The sequence below is a fragment of the Heyndrickxia camelliae genome (genome assembly GCF_002844575.1).
Lineage (GTDB): Bacteria > Bacillota > Bacilli > Bacillales > Bacillaceae_C > Margalitia > Margalitia camelliae.
The window spans coordinates 86440-102318 of record NZ_PIQO01000001.1 but is presented as its reverse complement, the minus strand read 5'-3'; the positions used below and the strand labels follow the sequence as shown (position 1 = coordinate 102318).

Below are 15879 nucleotides of genomic sequence, written 5' to 3'. Positions count from 1 at the left end.
TTAATTTAACATGTTTATAAATTAACTAGATTCCTATATTTCCCCTCAAAGAATGTCAGTGGATCACCATCTTTTACTGAGATATCGGTAACCTCACCAATATATAACGTGTGATCCCCTGCTTGATAAGAAGCATTTACATTGCACGCAATATTGGCGATTGAATTAGGGACGACAGGTATTCCCTGTATCCAGTCAAAATCAATTTCTCTTTGTTCCTTCAATTGACCAGCAAAGTACATGGACATTTCCTGCTGGTCTTTGGTGAGAATACTAACTCCAAATTTACCAGATTCCTTAATTCGTTGATTCATATTTGCCTTTTCTCCAATTGAAATTAAAACGAGTTTGGGGTTAAGAGAAACGGACATAAAAGCATTTGCCGTCATCCCATGCACATGATTATTCACTGAAGTAGTAATAATCGTTACCCCCGTTGCAAACTTCCCCATAGCGTTGCGAAATGTACGATCATCCATTTTGTGGGCCTCCCTTAATGCATTCATGTTCCGTTACCTCCTAAATCGATTATGAATATTATTATGTTTATACGTTCCAGCTTCACTGAATTCAACTATTTCCATGGATAAAGCAAGATAACGCTTCTCAAACAAATCCTGAAAGTGCTGTTTGATAACAGCAAATAATTCATCACAAACTTGCTTTTTGTCCTCTTCGGACCTCCCGGCACCAATTTTCAACATGCCATGTACAAATGCATCATTTTCTTTCCCATCTGCAACCCGATAATCGTGCAATTCGATAGCTCTTGAACGGATACCGCCAATAGGAAAAATAGATGAATAGGAAATTAGAACATTATTGATTTTTTCAAGCAACTGCGGAATATTAGCCTCCGGCTTAAGATTGTCAGTATATTCAAGAATAAAATGCGGCATGACTCCCTTCCTTTCTTGAGTAAGATATTTGGTGGGTCTTAGCCCAAGTTCCATGAGGTTTGGCTAAATGATTGGTGGTTTTGGCTGAATTATCTTCGATTTTGGCCGATTTGTTGGGCGTTGGCTGTATTACCTCCAATTTCGGCTGAATTGTTGATCGTTTTGGCTGAATTATCCCCGATTTCGGCCGAATTGTTGGGCGTTGGCTGTATTACCTCCAATTTCGGCTGAATTGTTGGACGTTTTGGCTGAATCATCTCCGATTTCGGCTGAATTGTTGATCGTTTTGGCTGAATTATCCCCGTTTTTGGCCGAATTGTTGAGCGTTGGCTGATTTACCTCCGATTTCGGCTGAATTGTTGATCGTTTTGGCTGAATTATCCCCGATTTCGGCCGATTTGTTGGACGTTTTGGCTGAATCATCTCCGATTTCGGCTGAATTGTTGATCGTTTTGGCTGAATTATCCCCGTTTTTGGCCGATTTGTTGGACTTTGGTTGTATTACTTCCGATTTCGGCTGAATTGTTGATCGTTTTGGCTGAATTATCTTCGATTTCGGCCGAATTGTTGATTGTTTTGGCTGGATTATCCCCATTTTTGGCCGATTTGTTGGGCGTTTGCTGAATCATCTCCGATTTCGGCTGAATTGTTGATCGTTTTGGCTGAATTATCCCCGATTTCGGCCGATTTGTTGGACGTTTTGGCTGAATCATCTCCGATTTCGGCTGAATTGTTGATCGTTTTGGCTGAATTATCCCCGTTTTTGGCCGATTTGTTGGACTTTGGTTGTATTACTTCCGATTTCGGCTGAATTGTTGATCGTTTTGGCTGAATTATCTTCGATTTCGGCCGAATTGTTGATTGTTTTGGCTGGATTATCCCCATTTTTGGCCGATTTGTTGGGCGTTTGCTGAATCATCTCCGATTTCGGCTGAATTGTTGATCGTTTTGGCTGAATTGTCTTCGATTTGGGCCGATCTGTTGGGCGTCTTGGCTGATTCACCGCTTGGTTTTGTCGAATCCCCTTATAATTGCTGAAATCCTCTCTCAATTTCTTCTCAGTTTGGAGGGCCCTCCCTCGGTGTCCAGAAGCTAAACTCATTCGGATGGAATGGCTGCTTTTCATCTATTTATCCAAGCTGGGACAAGGAACCAGACCCCGTATCCCATTTTCACTAGGCGGGAAGGAGGAACTCGAGCCCTATCGATTTTTGGGATGAACGTACCTGTTCCTTTCCCTATCCAGCTCTCAATCCCGGTGGGACGAGGGACCGGACCCTTCATCCCACTATGGTGTTTGCTAGGCGGCCAAGTCCTTCGATTTCGGTGATGACTTGTGCTCCGACGGGGGTGTCAACGGAGCCTTTTGGTGTTCCTGTTAGGATGATGTCGCCTGCGTTTAAAGTCATAAAGCTGCTTAGATATTCAATTAAAACTGGGATACTAAAAATCATGTCCTTTGTATTGCCTTCTTGCGTTAACTCTCCATTTACATATGTTTTCAAAGTTAGGTTCATTGGATTCTGTATATCCTCTGCGTCCACTAGCCATGGACCGATTGGGGTGCATGTGTCGCGATTTTTCACCCTTAGATTAGGGCGGTAATAGTTTTCTAGATAATCCCGAATAGCGTAATCATTCGCAATGGTGTAGCCTCTTACAAAGTTGTATGCGTCTTCTGCCTTCACTTTTCTCGCTGTTTTACTTATAACTACAGCTAACTCACATTCATAATGCATATAAGTGGCATCAGCAGGTCTTACTGTTTGACCTTTATGACCGATGAATGTATTGGGGCCTTTCAAGAATACAAGCGGTTCCGATGGTGCTTGAAAAGCAAGCTCTGATGCATGATCCGCATAATTTAGTCCGAGGGCAAATACTGTTTTGGGTTCAACTGGGGGCAGCCACACTACTTCTTCTTCGCCCACTAGTGTTCCATTGTCGAGGAGGAGGTTACCCTCATGCTCCTTAGCATGGTGGATAGACCCGCCATACACAATTCGAGCCCTTTTCATATGTTCACCCCCGCTATCAGCTCATCTTCCTTCATTACTCTATTTTCCAAGTATCCAATTCCTTCAATCTCAATGCGGACTTGATCCCCTGCATTTGCTTTTGGAGGATTTTCGGGTATGCCTGCGAGCAAGATATCCCCTTCAGATAAGGTCATAAATTCCGTCACATCTGCAAGCAATTTAGGAACCGATCTTATCAGATTACCGGTTGTATTTTCTTGCTTCAGTTCATTGTTGATAAAAACTTTAATATGAAGGGAATCAGGATTTATATCCTCTTTATGAACAATCCATGGCCCAACAGGACAAAAACCATCTCTTGCTTTAAATTTAACAGCGGGACGATAAATACTCTTATGAGGAATGGACACATCATTCACTATGGTGTAACCCGCCACGTAATCTAAGGCTTGTGTCACAGACACTTTGGTTGCGGAACGTCCGATGACTATCCCAAGAGCAGCCCCTATTTCCAATTCGGTTTCATCTATTGGCATTGGAATAGGCATCCCATAACCAATAATAGTGTTAATAGGCTTAATATAAAGGATAGGAGCTTCCGGTGGCATATTATATGGCTCTTCGTAAACCGCATTCCCCATTTGTGATAGTGCTCCTTTATAGTTTAATAGAGTGCCATAAATGGTTCCTGATACCGGAGCATCCAATGGAAGTTTATTGATTTCATAGGATTCACCGTTATAATGGAGAAAATTCCCTCTTACTTCTCCATCGTGGGATAGATGACTTCCTTGAAATGTAAAGATTACCTTGGACATGAAGTCACTCCTTATTAATTTGCCTTTCGTAAATCGTTATAAATCCTAATGTAGAATAGACCTTAAATAATGATTGTCGGCTTCTTCTTTTCTAACTTAGGCTCCTTCGTTGCCACTTTTTCTTCCGTATGAACATCCAGTACAATAGATGCTTCATTGAACCAGCAATCTGGTGCTGCATGGCCCCAAAAGGTTTGACGCATCGGGTCATCCAAGTCCCAGCGAATTGGCTTAAAGTCCGGATCACTAGTCAAATAATCCCCATTATAAAGTTCGATTCGATGGCCGTCCGGATCACGTAAATATAGGAAAAAGGCATTGGATAAGCCATGGCGGCCTGGCCCCCGCTCAATGTTCGCACCGTAACCCATCGATGCCAAAACATCGCAAGTGTTAATGACACTCATAGGATCACTGAGCCAAAAGCCAACATGATGCAAACGAGGTCCTACCCCGTTCATAAAAGCAACATCATGAACTGCAGGCTTGCGATGAAGCCATGCAGCCCAAATTTTTTCATCATCGGAGGTAGTATATTCCGAACAGGCAAATCCTAATTCATTGATATAGAAGTGATATGCCTTTTCAACATCTTCTACAGCACAGTTAAAATGATCAATTCGTTGTACACGTGCACCCCTGTATAAATCATAGCGTTGCAGTAATCGCTCTACCGTTTCCATCTCTGCGAAAAATTCTACCGGCAATCCAGAAATATCTTGAACTCTTAAAGTTCGTCCTATTGCCTTTTGCGTTCCTTTCTGCATCCATTTCGTTTGCATACCCTTATCCATAAAAAACTCCGCTAAGGCATCCAAATCTGCCTCGGATTGCACCTTATAGCTGATAACCTCTACACTCGGTTCTAGTGCTTTTTTTAATACAAGACTATGATGACAATGTTCCTCTAAACCTCTTAAATAAATATGTTCATCATCACTGGCCGTTTCCACAAAACCAAGAGCATCTATATAAAAACGGCGTGAATTCTCTAAATTGGTAACATTATAAACAGCTCTAGCAGCACGGATGATATTAAAATTCATCTCCCATGTCCCCCTCACACAAAACTGGGCTTACCAGTGTTTGCCTTTCCCAAAAATTCACGAATCATTTCTTTATAGGAATCCTTTTCATAAGAGTCAAAGTATGCCATTCCCATGCGAATTGGATCACCAAAGAAATAATATTCATAATGCATTTGTCTACTTCCGAAAGCGCTCATGGTCATATCCCATGCCAATCGAAATAATTGAACGCGTTCATATCCCTCCAAATTCTTTCCTTGGAGTCCGCGATGGATAATTGCCCCGATATCCTCATTTCGAAAGTCTGCTTCGGTGGGGATTCCCATTAATCCGGAAGCACCTAATACTCGCAAAATTTCTACAAGGCGAGGATAGACGCGAGGGTACCAGTTTCTTGCTGTGTCTAAAGCAGCATAATCCGGTGTCATCGTTCCCCATTTATCCAGTTTGGCATTATGTTCTGCCCTATATAGATGACTGCGCATTGTTTCCAGTGTCATCATGATTTCTGTACCTTTGTCCTGAACATGCTGGAACTGATCGATACCAATGGCATCCATGATACTTAATGCTAACCCAAGAAGGAACTCCGTTTTAACAATATTTTTGGCAAGTACTTGGTGGGCCATATGCACAACGGCATTTGTTTCACGGAAGGTACGATTGCAAATGGATGAGTTGCCACAAACAAATACTCGCTCCCATGGAACAAAAACATTTTCGAAGGAAACAATTGCGTCGCCTTCTTCAAATCTGGAAGAAAGCGGATGATCCCATGCGTTCTTGCCGTAATCAAATGATTCACGGCTGATGAATTTCAGGCCCGGCGTATTGTTTGGAATGGCAAATGCGACTGAATATGGATCATCTAATTCACCGGATTTTTTCACCGTTGATGGGAAAACGAGGATTTCATCTGTTATTCCACCTTGAGTAGCAAGCAGACGGACGCCATCTACAATAATCCCTTCCTTATTTTTTTCCACTAGATGCAGTGCAACATTGGCATCTTTTTGTTCATGCTGCGCCTTTGCTCTATTCACCTGAGGATGGATTAGTGTATGGGTTAAACTAATATCATTCTCTCTTGCATACTCATAGTAGCTTTTAGCATTTTCTGCGAACATGGGATCTGCTTCAGCAAATAAATCATTGGATACTCCCATTGCCATCACTTCGGCATTAAGGTAGTCCGGAGAACGTCCCATTAAACCGCCGGATGTACGTGCCCATTCCGTGATAGCTTCTCTTCTGGCAATTAAATCATCAATTGTTTTTGGCTGAAGGAAGGTCATTCCTACCTTATTACCAGTTGTTGGGGAGGTGTACAGCATTTTTTCAGGCTTTTCATATTGCAGATCATACAAGTTCGCCATTGATTGAATAACGTTTTTAAAGGCGGGGTGCTCTGTTACATCCTGTACTCGTTCCCCATGAATATAGACATTGTTATTTGCTTGTTTTAAACGTTCGATATATTCTTTTCCTGTTTTAGCTGGCATATTGAATCCCCCTTCTTAATTCTTCTTTTTCCCAAATTGTGGAATATGATGATCCGTTAATGCTACATGAATGACCTGTACTTCTGTATAAAAATCAAATGCATAATGTCCACCTTCTCGGCCAATGCCGCTTGCCTTTGTACCGCCAAATGGAATGCGGAGATCCCGAACATTTTGCGAATTAATCCAAATCATTCCTGAGTCAATCCCTTGGGCAACTCGGTGTCCGCGTTTGATATCGTTGGTCCATACATAACCGGCCAATCCATACTTGACATCATTTGCAAGTTCAATGACTTCCTCCTCCGTTTTAAACTTCATAACTGTCATTACCGGCCCGAAAATCTCCTCTTGAGCTACACGCATATGATTTTCAACATTTAAAAGCAGTGTAGGAGCGATAAAGTTTCCTTTGTGAAACTCCTCGGGCACTGCTCCTGAAAACACTTCCGCGCCTTCTTGAACAGCAATCTCCAGATAATGTTTGACATTATTAAAGTGGTCAACATGAATTAATGGGCCGACCTCTGTCTCTTTATGTAATGGATCTCCGATGACAATATTAGAAATACGTTCCTTTAAAGCCGAAACGAATTTGTCATAGATAGATTCATGAAGAAATAGTCTCGAGTTTGCCGTACATCTTTCTCCGTTAAAAGAAAAGATTCCCCAAGTACTTGCATCCAATGCTCTTTCAAAATCGGCATCTTCAAAAACTATAATTGGTGATTTCCCCCCCAATTCAGCCGAAACACGTTTTAGGGAATCAGCACCGTTTTTAATAATTTCAGAGCCAGTCGTCGTTTCTCCAGTAAAAGAAATCAGTTTAACGTCCGGATGGGCTACCAGTGAGGCTCCTGCAGATTCTCCAAAGCCATGGACAACATTGAAAACACCATTTGGAAGTTCAGCTTTATCAATGATTTCCGCTAAGCGATTTGCTGTCAGCGGCGACCATTCCCCCGGTTTTAGCACAACTGTATTTCCAGTCGCTAATGCCGGTGCGATTTTCCATGTCTCGAGCATGAACGGCGCATTCCACGGAGTGATTAATCCTGCAACACCAACCGGCTTATGGATCGTATAATTTAAGAACTCTCCATCTACTTGGTAGGCTTCACCAACCATTCGGCTCGACACCATTTCCGCGTAAAAACGGAAATTTTGTGCTGAACGTGCTACCATGTTTTTTGTTTGACTAATAGGGAGCCCTGTATCTAATGATTCAAGGGGAGCTATTTCTTCAATATGTTCATCAATTAAATCTGCAATTCTATGAATATACTTGAGTCGTTCGCTAACCTTCATTTTTCCCCATTCGCCTTTGAATGCAGCATCGGCGGCTTCTACGGCTGCATAGATATCTTTCTTGTCCCCTTCAGCAACTCTATTTATCACCTCATTCGAAAATGGATTTAGATTTTCGAATGTCTTTCCTGAATGAGCGTCAACAAATCGGCCATTGATATAGAGTTTTACATCCTGTAATTTCTCCATTCCAAACCCTCCTGCTATTTTGAAGCGATTTCATCATGTAATTCGACATAGTGCGATAAAACCGAGCGAATTTCTTTTTGTAAATCTTCTGATGGTAAATCCATTGGCATACGTAGAACCGGTTTGATTTTCCCCATCATTCCCAATGCAGCCTTTAATGGAGCTGGGTTGGTATCTTTAAACAGCACATCGTTTAATTCCATTAATTCAAAATGAAGATCTTGAGCTCGTTTTACGTCCCCTTCTGCCCAAGCGTTATAAACTTCTGCAACTTTATCCGGTGTAATATTTGCTGTTGCACTAATATGGCCGGCTCCGCCAATCGCAAGCATTGGATAACATAATAATTCAATACCAGAATATAGAAGAAAATCTCTACCGCATTTTAGTAACACACGATTTACATGTTCAAAATCTTTATTGGATTCTTTCACACCGATGATATTTGGACAGTCTTCTGTAAGTCTTGCTAATGTATCGACCTGTAAATTGGTTGCAGTTCTACCTGGAATGTTATATACAATGATTGGGATTTCCACCGAGTCAGCAACGGCTTTAAAATGTTTGTATAAGGCATGTTGTGAAGGTTTGTTGTAGTACGGCACAATCACAAGTGCTGCATCTGCACCTAATTCTTGGGCTTTTTTCGTGAGGTATAAGGTTTCCTGATGATTGGTGGATCCTGTTCCGGGGACAAATGGCACTCTGTTATTTATTGCTTTTGCCGCCGTCTCCATTACTTTGACACGCTCATCCACAGTTAAAGAGCTTGGTTCACCCGTTGTTCCAGTAACAGAAATTCCATGTGTCCCACTTTCTATATGCCAGTGAATAAGTTTTTCCAGAGTCAAATAATCAATGGTAAAATCTTCGTTGAATGGGGTAACGATTGGAGCTATCGATCCTCGCAATTTTTTCCTTGCTTCTTCGTAACGGTTCATCTTTTCCACTCCTCCTAATTATTATGAATGAATTCAAAAATCGATATTTGAAAACCCTTACATTCGAAATGTATCATATGTTAAAATATATTTAAAATATTTAAAAAATTTGTTTTAGATATAAAAAAAGTATGCATATGAATTATGTCATTCAGGAGGAGAAATGATGGACATTAGGCAATTACGCTATTTTTCCACCATTGTCCAAGAGGGACAAATTACACGTGCCGCAAAGAAATTACATATAGCACAACCTCCACTCAGCCATCAACTAAAGCTATTGGAAGAAGATTTAGGTGTAACCTTATTCGAAAGAAATGGGAGAAAATTAGAACTAACCCAACCTGGTGAAGTTCTATATAAACATGCTCAAAATATACTCAAACAATTGGAGGAAACAATCAAAGAGGTACGTGAATCAAATGAAGGCCTGCGCGGAATATTATCCGTGGGATCCGTAAAATCATGCTTTGCTCATCTGCCACAAAAGCTTAAAGAATATCTTCAAAAGTATCCCCTCGTGACTTTGCAGCTAAGAGAGGGTGACACCTTTGTCATTAGTGAGTTATTAAAAAGTAGAGAAGTAGAAGTGGGGATTACACGACTTCCCATGGACTTGAATGACTTCTCTTATATTCGCTTATCAAAAGATCCATATGTAGCTGTCCTTCCGGCAGAATTATTAAAACAGCAATCTACTAAAACCGAAATTAGTATGCTGGAATTAAAAGAACTCCCATTGTTACTGCTTCATCGTATTCAAGGTTATGGACAATTCGAATTAATAATAAATGAATGCAGACGTCATGGATTTGAACCAAAGGTTGTCTGCGAATGCCCAGATGTTTCAATGATTTTATCCCTAGTATCGGCGGGTATCGGTGCAACTATTATTCCAAGAGATACCCTCTTGTCCTTTCCCACTGACAATATAAAAGTACTTCATATCAGCGATTCTACTATTTCAACCGAGGCAGCCATCGTTTGGAAGAAGGATAGATACTTATCCAAAAATGCTAGATCATTCATCCAAATGTTTCAATAACCTTCAAGTTGTCTCTCTTTTAATTCATAAGAATAAAGTCGTGTTGTTCAAAATATTTAAAAAATCCATTTACGTTAATGGATTATTTTAGTAAAATTAGTCAGATAAAAACTATATCATTATTCGAAATATATGTTAAAACATAGTTAAAAAGTAATTTTTAGGAGTGAATGGCATGGAGGAAAGTCAACCTAAGAAAATTGACATAAATGAAGAAGCTCATTTAAGTCAATTAGCATCTGTGGGCCAAATTGCCGCGGGAATTGCACACGAAGTTCGAAATCCCTTAACTGCAGTTAAAGGCTTTCTACAGCTATTAGAGCAAGATTCCAAACAAGAATACATCGATATCGCACAATCAGAATTAGACAATGCTCTCGTAACCTTAAACAATTTATTACAAGTGTCCAAGCCGGATCTTGAAGATGAAGCATTTCAGCCAATTCATCTAGCTGTTGAGTTGGAAACAATATTAAATTTATTTCAAGACAAAGTATACAAGATTAATATAGTGACTGATTTTAAAAATGCAGATACTGCTATTTCTGGCAGAAAAAATCAGTTAAAAAAGGTATTTTTTAATCTTATTAAAAATGCCATTGAATCCATTACCGATACTGGTACCATAACCATTAAACATTTTGCTACTCAAAATGAAGTTACAGTGGTTATAAGTGATACTGGAATCGGAATACCAAAAGAAAAACTATCATTATTGGGTACACCATTCTTTTCTACGAAAGAGAATGGAACAGGTATGGGACTAACGCAAGTATTTTCGGTTGTATATCAGCACGGTGGAAAAATTATTGTAGATAGTGAGGAAAATCTCGGAACTACCTTTACCGTTATATTACCTCTTCAAAATCTCATCACGAAGCGGAGCGTTTCTAAATTGGAACTTGAATACACAGAAAATGCCTCAATCAGAGAGTTTTTTATTTCAAACAGAGAACATTTCGAAGAGCAATTATTATGTGAGGCGACCAATGTTAAAGAAAAAATTGCAGAAATTCAGGCAATAGGAAATATCAATCTAATTGAAAATGCTCATAAGCTTACCTTATTCGTAGTAGATAATCGAGAGCACGAATTAATTCAATTTGCAAAGAATGAAGGAATCGCATGGGCCAAGCACTCTTTAACGTTAGCCTTTAAATTAGAATGGGTCCAAGCTATTCGCAGAACACTATGGGAGTTCCTCTATAACTATACGAACAATATTAGGGATTTGACTAGTAACGAGGACTTTTTTTCTATGGAGAAAAATATTAATGCTATGGTAGATCAATTCTTAAACCATTTCTTTATTAGCTATTCAAAGTATAAAGATGAACTTCTCTCGTCTCAAATGAAAATAGTCGAAAATCTATCTGTTCCAATTATCCCTATTTCAGAGACTATTTGCATTCTTCCATTGATTGGGGCTATTGATTCTAAAAGAATTGAAACGATCGGAGATAAAGTAATAGATCATATTGGTAAATCTCATATTCAATACTTAATTATTGATCTCTCTGGTGTTGCTCAAATGGAAGGAATCATTATGCAAAAGTTAATCCAAATTATAGATGGCATTTCGATGATGGGGTGCCAAGCAGTGCTCACTGGTTTACGTTCCGAAATTGTAAAAAGCATGTTAAAGATTGGACTTAATTTGAATGAAAAAGCAATCACAAAAGGAACTTTACAATTAGCGCTTGCGGATTTATTAAATAATTCAAGCTTCATGCAACCATCTTTACCAAATATTTAAAAATGAAATTCCATTATACGCTTCCCTTTCCATAACCGCTTGTTTCGGTTATGGAAAGGGATATTTTTTTCTATCGATAGATATAAGTACTATTTACTCTTTCATAAGTACCATTAAAAATAATAGAATAGACCTTTTTATCTAAAAAATATGAAAATTCCCCCTTTAGTGTGCTATAATTTAAATCTCACTTTGTTGCAGAAAGGAGTCTCTTCATGAAATTACTTCTTCGTTTAGCAACCAGTCTGCTTCTATGGATTATCATGATGGTTATTTTAGTGCTAATTATCCTACTTCCGAGGGACATGGAAGTAAAACGTATTGGTGTCAAGGATCACATGTCTTACCATTTTACATGGTCAGGCTATAAAGAAAATATCCAGCAATATTTAGCAGATGTAAAAGAAAATAAAACCTTAGGAACTTCAGTTGCACATCAGCCGGTTGAATGGGAGCTAGCCCATTATGGAAAAAGAAGTATTGCCATTTTGGTTCCAGCTTTAATCATCAGTTTTCTAATCGGAATTTTGAAAGGCGTTTTTGATTATCGGCGTAATCGCGGATTGTGGAAGGTCTTAGGGGAAGGGACAACCTGGTTAGGACAATCCATTCCTGATTTTTTCATTATTATCATACTTGAACTGATTATTTCGTTGACTATACATCGAATGTTTCCACATCTTCAGCTGTATGGGATTGAACATTGGTATAATATCTTTTTGCCAATTCTATTTTTATCTATGTATCCGGCAGCAGTCATTGCAAATTATACTACTCAAGCATTAAAAGAAGAAGATGATCAGGATTATATCCGTACTGCCAGGGCAAAAGGATTACCCGAGACGATTATTCTTTGGAAGCATGTATTGCGTAATTGCTGGTCCAAGATATTAATCCATTTTATGCCTATCATTTTAACCTTGTTATCATCCATGGTAATAGTAGAATATATGACATTGTATCGCGGAATGGGTACTAGACTAATGGAAGCTATAAAGATCAAAGATACGATAGCATCTACAGATACGATTCTGCCAATTGAAACACCTACTGTAATTGGGTTTAGCTTAGAATTTATGATCATCCTTTTATTGGCACAATGGGTGAACCAAGTTATCAAACATTTTCTTATTCCAGTTCGAAAGGATGAGCATACATGAGAAGGGTCCCTCTACTATGGATTGGTATTATCGGATGCAGCATCATTGCTTTTTTCTTTATCTTTGGGCCCTATTTACCAAAGATTGATAGACAGCTAGCCTCAAAAACTTATACTTTGGGCAATAACGGTAATTTAGACTTTATTCTCCCTCCCTATCCGCCATCTGAAAGCTATCCATTAGGTTCTGACGCACAAGGAAGAGATATGTATAGTGCGTTAATTCTAGGAACAAGGACAACTATCATTGAGATAGCATTAATATCGATTATCACTATTGTGTTAGCACTGCCTTTTGGAATGCTATCTGCCCATATACCATTATTAAGAAAAATACTAGAAGCATGGAATTATTTATTTTCAAGAATACCAGTATTTTTCTTCGTTGTGTTGCTCACAACAATCCCATTTTTCGTATTCTCTCAGCAGCGGCCGATATGGATGATTAGCTTAATTATTATTCTAGAGGTCGGGAAAGCGGCGGAATTTATACATAAATCGATTAAGGAAATACAACAAACCGCCTATTATGATGCGGGAATTGTATCCGGAACAAAGATTTCCGGACTTTGGAGATGGTACTATGTACCGGGCTGTTTTTCACAATGGCTCTCCTATTTTATTCTTCATATGGGGAATATGTTATTTTTATTAGGACAGCTAGGTTTTTTCAATATTTTCGTGGCACAAAAACTCACCCAAGTGGGCGGTATACCAGGCACGCATATCGCATTTTATCAGATTGAGAATACTTCCATTGCCTGGCCGACCTTTTTGGCTAACACCTTCAATGATATAAATAACTGTCCTTGGGTGCCAATATTTGCATGTATTTGCATTACCTTTACGATTTTTTCCTTTATAACGTTTGGAAAAGGAATTATGCAGTATTCCTTATTAAAACAAAAAGGATTTATTTCACAAAAAGAAAGCATGTTTAGCAGAAAGCGTTCTTTCTTAAATTATTTCGCCAAACATGGAAAAGAATTGTCTAAGTAATAAAATGTAATTAACTTTTTATCGATTTTTTATAGGTTCTTAACATTGATCAACTAAAATATATTATATAGATGATTCTATACCTTCCTTTGAGGAAACTTTCTACTTGAAGAAATCTAGCCAACGGCTAGATTTCTTTATTTTTTACATTTATTTTCTATTTTATAGTTCTATTTAACTATTTAAATCAACAGAATATTTAGGTATATTTACTTACAGATAATAAATACAAGGAGCAAGAATGTGAGAATAACTCCCACCATAAATCTAATCAATCATTATTCGAACCAGAATAATTATTCTAAGGCACGCTCATTAATCGAAAAAGAATGGAGCCATCTCAAGGAATATAAGAATTATCAGTTATTAAACAGTAATGCAAAGCAATTACTTAAAATTATGCAGGAAGAACAATCGAGAAGTGAACAAGACTTATCACAAGTGGAAAAAAATATATTAAATCTTATAAATCAATCGATTCGTGAAATGAGTCTTCCCTATGCGAAACGATTATTTTTAAAGCATCATGTACTTTTCGAAAAACCTTCCGCCATGCAGTGGCTGACATCCGAAGCCAGGTTTATTTGTGAATCGTGGAAAAAAGAGAAACAATAAGCGACCAGCAATCATTTTCTCAATAAAAACCTCCCAAATTCGTTTAGATCACTTCCTCAAAGCTTTCTATCGTATTATAAATACGACCAACAGCCGATTGTCTAAGCATTCTGCCTGTTAAAAAACGAGCTGTCAAAACAGCTCGCTGAGGAAAGTCTAAGTTATTTTTTAATCACTTGTATCCAGAGTTCGCTCTTTACTGATAGTGATGATAAATTTCTTCTTTTAATCTTCAAGATTTCTGGTTCTACCATTACTTGATAGTTGGAAGATTGATACCACTGAGAATATACTCTCGCCCAAATTCGTGAAGTGTGATTAGAAAATCGCCCATGTTAAGATAGGAACTTCAAGTTTTTTCAGGACATGCTTACATTTTAAATAGTAAGCTTATATCAACATCCTTAATTATCAACACTAGCCTTCACTTCGTTTAAAGAATCATTTACCGGCTTCTTCCAGAACCATGTAATAACTATGCCTAAAAATAATATCACCGTCGCAAAGTAGTAAGGATAGTTAATATCTATATCAAATAATATTCCTCCTAAAATAGGTCCACTAATATTCGCTAGACTTGTAAACATAGAGTTCATTCCTCCAACAAACCCTTGTTCGTTTCCAGCGATATTGGAAAGGTAAGAAGTAACCGCCGGCCGGAACAAATCAAATCCCACAAAAACGATAAATGTAACAAGTAAAACAGAGAAGTATGAATGAACTACAGTCATTAAAAAGACAAGTAATGCCGATAGTATTAAGCAATATCGAATAAGTTTAATTTCGCCCCACATTCGTGTAAGCCTATCAAAGAGCGCCACTTGTGATATTGCACCAAAAATCGCACCGCCTGTAATAACAATAGCTATATCGGACGGCTTAAATTGAAATTTATGATCCACAAAAAGACTAAAGAATGATTCAAAAGCTGCTAAGCCAAATGAGGCAATAAAAATTAATATAAACGCAATGAAATATTTTGGAGCAACTATACGTTTGAGACCATTCTTACCATCTGAAATTTGTTCATTATTATCTTCATTACGATTTGGCTCAGATAATAAAACAATGGAAAGTATAGCTGCAATGGCACCAAGTACCCCTGCTGTGAAGAACGGGATGCGTGTTCCAAATTCCGCTAAGAATCCACCAATACCTGGACCAACAATAAATCCAGTACTGATTGCCGCTGACATATATCCTAGCGCTTTCGGACGTGTATCCGAATTGGTAATATCAGCAATGAAAGCTGTAGCAGCAGGCATAATGAATGCCGCACTAATTCCCCCCAAGGCACGAGAAATAAATAGTACTTCAATTTCTCTTCCGATTCCAAATAAAAATTCTGAGATTCCGAAAATAAATAGGCCAATGACAATCATAATTTTTCTACCCAATTTATCAACTGCTTTCCCTGCAAAGGGTGAAACAATCAATTGCGCAATGGCAAATGTTGCTGTTAAATAACCAACCGTTGTTCCAGAAATACCTAATTCATTCATCAATGTGGGTAACACCGGGATAACAAGACCGATTCCCAAAAAAGCTATAAATAAATTCATTAATAATAATCCTAAAGTAAGTTTTTGAGTTTTCATCTTTTCCATTCTCCTTAACAAACTAGATACCGCAACCGTACAA

Annotated in this window: 15 protein-coding genes; 5 read left to right on the top strand and 10 right to left on the bottom strand. The window is 38.5% G+C overall.

Annotated features, from left to right (window positions below; all coding sequences use genetic code 11):
* Nucleotides 1-14 precede the first annotated feature (14 nt).
* From CWO92_RS00510 to hpaI, 9 genes are all read right to left on the bottom strand, one after another.
* On the bottom strand, nucleotides 15-479 hold the full coding sequence (locus tag CWO92_RS00510) for a flavin reductase family protein (protein ID WP_101352761.1): 465 nt from the start codon (nucleotides 477-479) through the stop codon (nucleotides 15-17).
* A gap of 33 nt (nucleotides 480-512) precedes the next feature.
* Nucleotides 513-899: a 5-carboxymethyl-2-hydroxymuconate Delta-isomerase gene (locus CWO92_RS00505; RefSeq protein WP_101352232.1), complete on the bottom strand. Its 387-nt coding sequence runs from the start codon at nucleotides 897-899 to the stop codon at nucleotides 513-515.
* A 751-nt stretch (nucleotides 900-1650) separates the two neighbouring features.
* Nucleotides 1651-2025, bottom strand: a complete 375-nt coding sequence (locus tag CWO92_RS25025) for a hypothetical protein (RefSeq protein WP_165786585.1) — start codon at nucleotides 2023-2025, stop codon at nucleotides 1651-1653.
* 154 nt (nucleotides 2026-2179) lie between these two features.
* Complete coding sequence (locus CWO92_RS00490; protein ID WP_101352229.1) at nucleotides 2180-2917, bottom strand: fumarylacetoacetate hydrolase family protein; 738 nt, start codon at nucleotides 2915-2917, stop codon at nucleotides 2180-2182.
* On the bottom strand, nucleotides 2914-3696 hold the full coding sequence (locus CWO92_RS00485; protein ID WP_101352228.1) for a fumarylacetoacetate hydrolase family protein: 783 nt from the start codon (nucleotides 3694-3696) through the stop codon (nucleotides 2914-2916). The genes CWO92_RS00490 and CWO92_RS00485 overlap by 4 nt, the downstream gene beginning before the upstream one ends.
* Before the next feature lie 62 nt (nucleotides 3697-3758).
* Nucleotides 3759-4742, bottom strand: coding sequence for a 3,4-dihydroxyphenylacetate 2,3-dioxygenase (gene hpaD / locus CWO92_RS00480; RefSeq protein ID WP_101352227.1), 984 nt, complete (start codon nucleotides 4740-4742; stop codon nucleotides 3759-3761).
* A 14-nt stretch (nucleotides 4743-4756) separates the two neighbouring features.
* Nucleotides 4757-6226, bottom strand: a complete 1470-nt coding sequence (gene hpaB, locus CWO92_RS00475) for a 4-hydroxyphenylacetate 3-monooxygenase, oxygenase component (RefSeq protein ID WP_101352226.1) — start codon at nucleotides 6224-6226, stop codon at nucleotides 4757-4759.
* A gap of 15 nt (nucleotides 6227-6241) precedes the next feature.
* The gene (hpaE, locus tag CWO92_RS00470; RefSeq protein ID WP_101352225.1) at nucleotides 6242-7723 is read right to left on the bottom strand and encodes a 5-carboxymethyl-2-hydroxymuconate semialdehyde dehydrogenase; all 1482 of its coding nucleotides are present in this window, start codon (nucleotides 7721-7723) and stop codon (nucleotides 6242-6244) included.
* A gap of 14 nt (nucleotides 7724-7737) precedes the next feature.
* A complete protein-coding gene (hpaI, locus tag CWO92_RS00465) occupies nucleotides 7738-8664 on the bottom strand; it encodes a 2,4-dihydroxyhept-2-ene-1,7-dioic acid aldolase (protein ID WP_101352224.1) in 927 nt (308 codons plus the stop codon).
* A gap of 163 nt (nucleotides 8665-8827) precedes the next feature.
* Between hpaI and CWO92_RS00460 the strand changes: the two genes are divergently transcribed.
* The 5 genes from CWO92_RS00460 (at nucleotide 8828) to CWO92_RS00440 (ending at nucleotide 14238) form a co-directional block, all read left to right on the top strand.
* The gene (locus CWO92_RS00460) at nucleotides 8828-9709 is read left to right on the top strand and encodes a LysR family transcriptional regulator (protein WP_101352223.1); all 882 of its coding nucleotides are present in this window, start codon (nucleotides 8828-8830) and stop codon (nucleotides 9707-9709) included.
* A gap of 175 nt (nucleotides 9710-9884) precedes the next feature.
* The gene (locus CWO92_RS00455) at nucleotides 9885-11465 is read left to right on the top strand and encodes an ATP-binding protein (RefSeq protein WP_101352222.1); all 1581 of its coding nucleotides are present in this window, start codon (nucleotides 9885-9887) and stop codon (nucleotides 11463-11465) included.
* A 215-nt stretch (nucleotides 11466-11680) separates the two neighbouring features.
* Nucleotides 11681-12625: an ABC transporter permease subunit gene (locus CWO92_RS00450; RefSeq protein ID WP_101352221.1), complete on the top strand. Its 945-nt coding sequence runs from the start codon at nucleotides 11681-11683 to the stop codon at nucleotides 12623-12625.
* Entirely contained in the window at nucleotides 12622-13623 is a 1002-nt protein-coding gene (locus CWO92_RS00445; RefSeq protein WP_101352220.1) for a hypothetical protein, read from the top strand. Before CWO92_RS00450 ends, CWO92_RS00445 begins: the two co-directional genes overlap by 4 nt.
* 243 nt (nucleotides 13624-13866) lie before the next feature.
* Complete coding sequence (locus tag CWO92_RS00440; RefSeq protein ID WP_101352219.1) at nucleotides 13867-14238, top strand: hypothetical protein; 372 nt, start codon at nucleotides 13867-13869, stop codon at nucleotides 14236-14238.
* 404 nt (nucleotides 14239-14642) lie between these two features.
* Here the strand turns inward: CWO92_RS00440 and norA are convergent, their stop codons facing one another.
* A complete protein-coding gene (gene norA / locus CWO92_RS00435; protein ID WP_367593477.1) occupies nucleotides 14643-15836 on the bottom strand; it encodes a multidrug efflux MFS transporter NorA in 1194 nt (397 codons plus the stop codon).
* Between the last annotated feature and the right edge of the window lie 43 nt (nucleotides 15837-15879).

Coding starts and splice junctions, on each gene's coding strand:
- CWO92_RS00490 (WP_101352229.1), bottom strand. CDS start 2,917: ATGAAAAGGGCTCGAATTGTGTATGGCGGGTCTATCCACCATGCTAAG.
- CWO92_RS00505 (WP_101352232.1), bottom strand. CDS start 899: ATGCCGCATTTTATTCTTGAATATACTGACAATCTTAAGCCGGAGGCT.
- hpaE (WP_101352225.1), bottom strand. CDS start 7,723: ATGGAGAAATTACAGGATGTAAAACTCTATATCAATGGCCGATTTGTT.
- hpaD (WP_101352227.1), bottom strand. CDS start 4,742: ATGAATTTTAATATCATCCGTGCTGCTAGAGCTGTTTATAATGTTACC.
- hpaB (WP_101352226.1), bottom strand. CDS start 6,226: ATGCCAGCTAAAACAGGAAAAGAATATATCGAACGTTTAAAACAAGCA.
- hpaI (WP_101352224.1), bottom strand. CDS start 8,664: ATGAACCGTTACGAAGAAGCAAGGAAAAAATTGCGAGGATCGATAGCT.
- CWO92_RS00445 (WP_101352220.1), top strand. CDS start 12,622: ATGAGAAGGGTCCCTCTACTATGGATTGGTATTATCGGATGCAGCATC.
- CWO92_RS00450 (WP_101352221.1), top strand. CDS start 11,681: ATGAAATTACTTCTTCGTTTAGCAACCAGTCTGCTTCTATGGATTATC.
- CWO92_RS25025 (WP_165786585.1), bottom strand. CDS start 2,025: ATGAAAAGCAGCCATTCCATCCGAATGAGTTTAGCTTCTGGACACCGA.
- CWO92_RS00485 (WP_101352228.1), bottom strand. CDS start 3,696: ATGTCCAAGGTAATCTTTACATTTCAAGGAAGTCATCTATCCCACGAT.
- CWO92_RS00460 (WP_101352223.1), top strand. CDS start 8,828: ATGATGGACATTAGGCAATTACGCTATTTTTCCACCATTGTCCAAGAG.
- norA (WP_367593477.1), bottom strand. CDS start 15,836: ATGAAAACTCAAAAACTTACTTTAGGATTATTATTAATGAATTTATTT.
- CWO92_RS00510 (WP_101352761.1), bottom strand. CDS start 479: ATGGATGATCGTACATTTCGCAACGCTATGGGGAAGTTTGCAACGGGG.
- CWO92_RS00455 (WP_101352222.1), top strand. CDS start 9,885: ATGGAGGAAAGTCAACCTAAGAAAATTGACATAAATGAAGAAGCTCAT.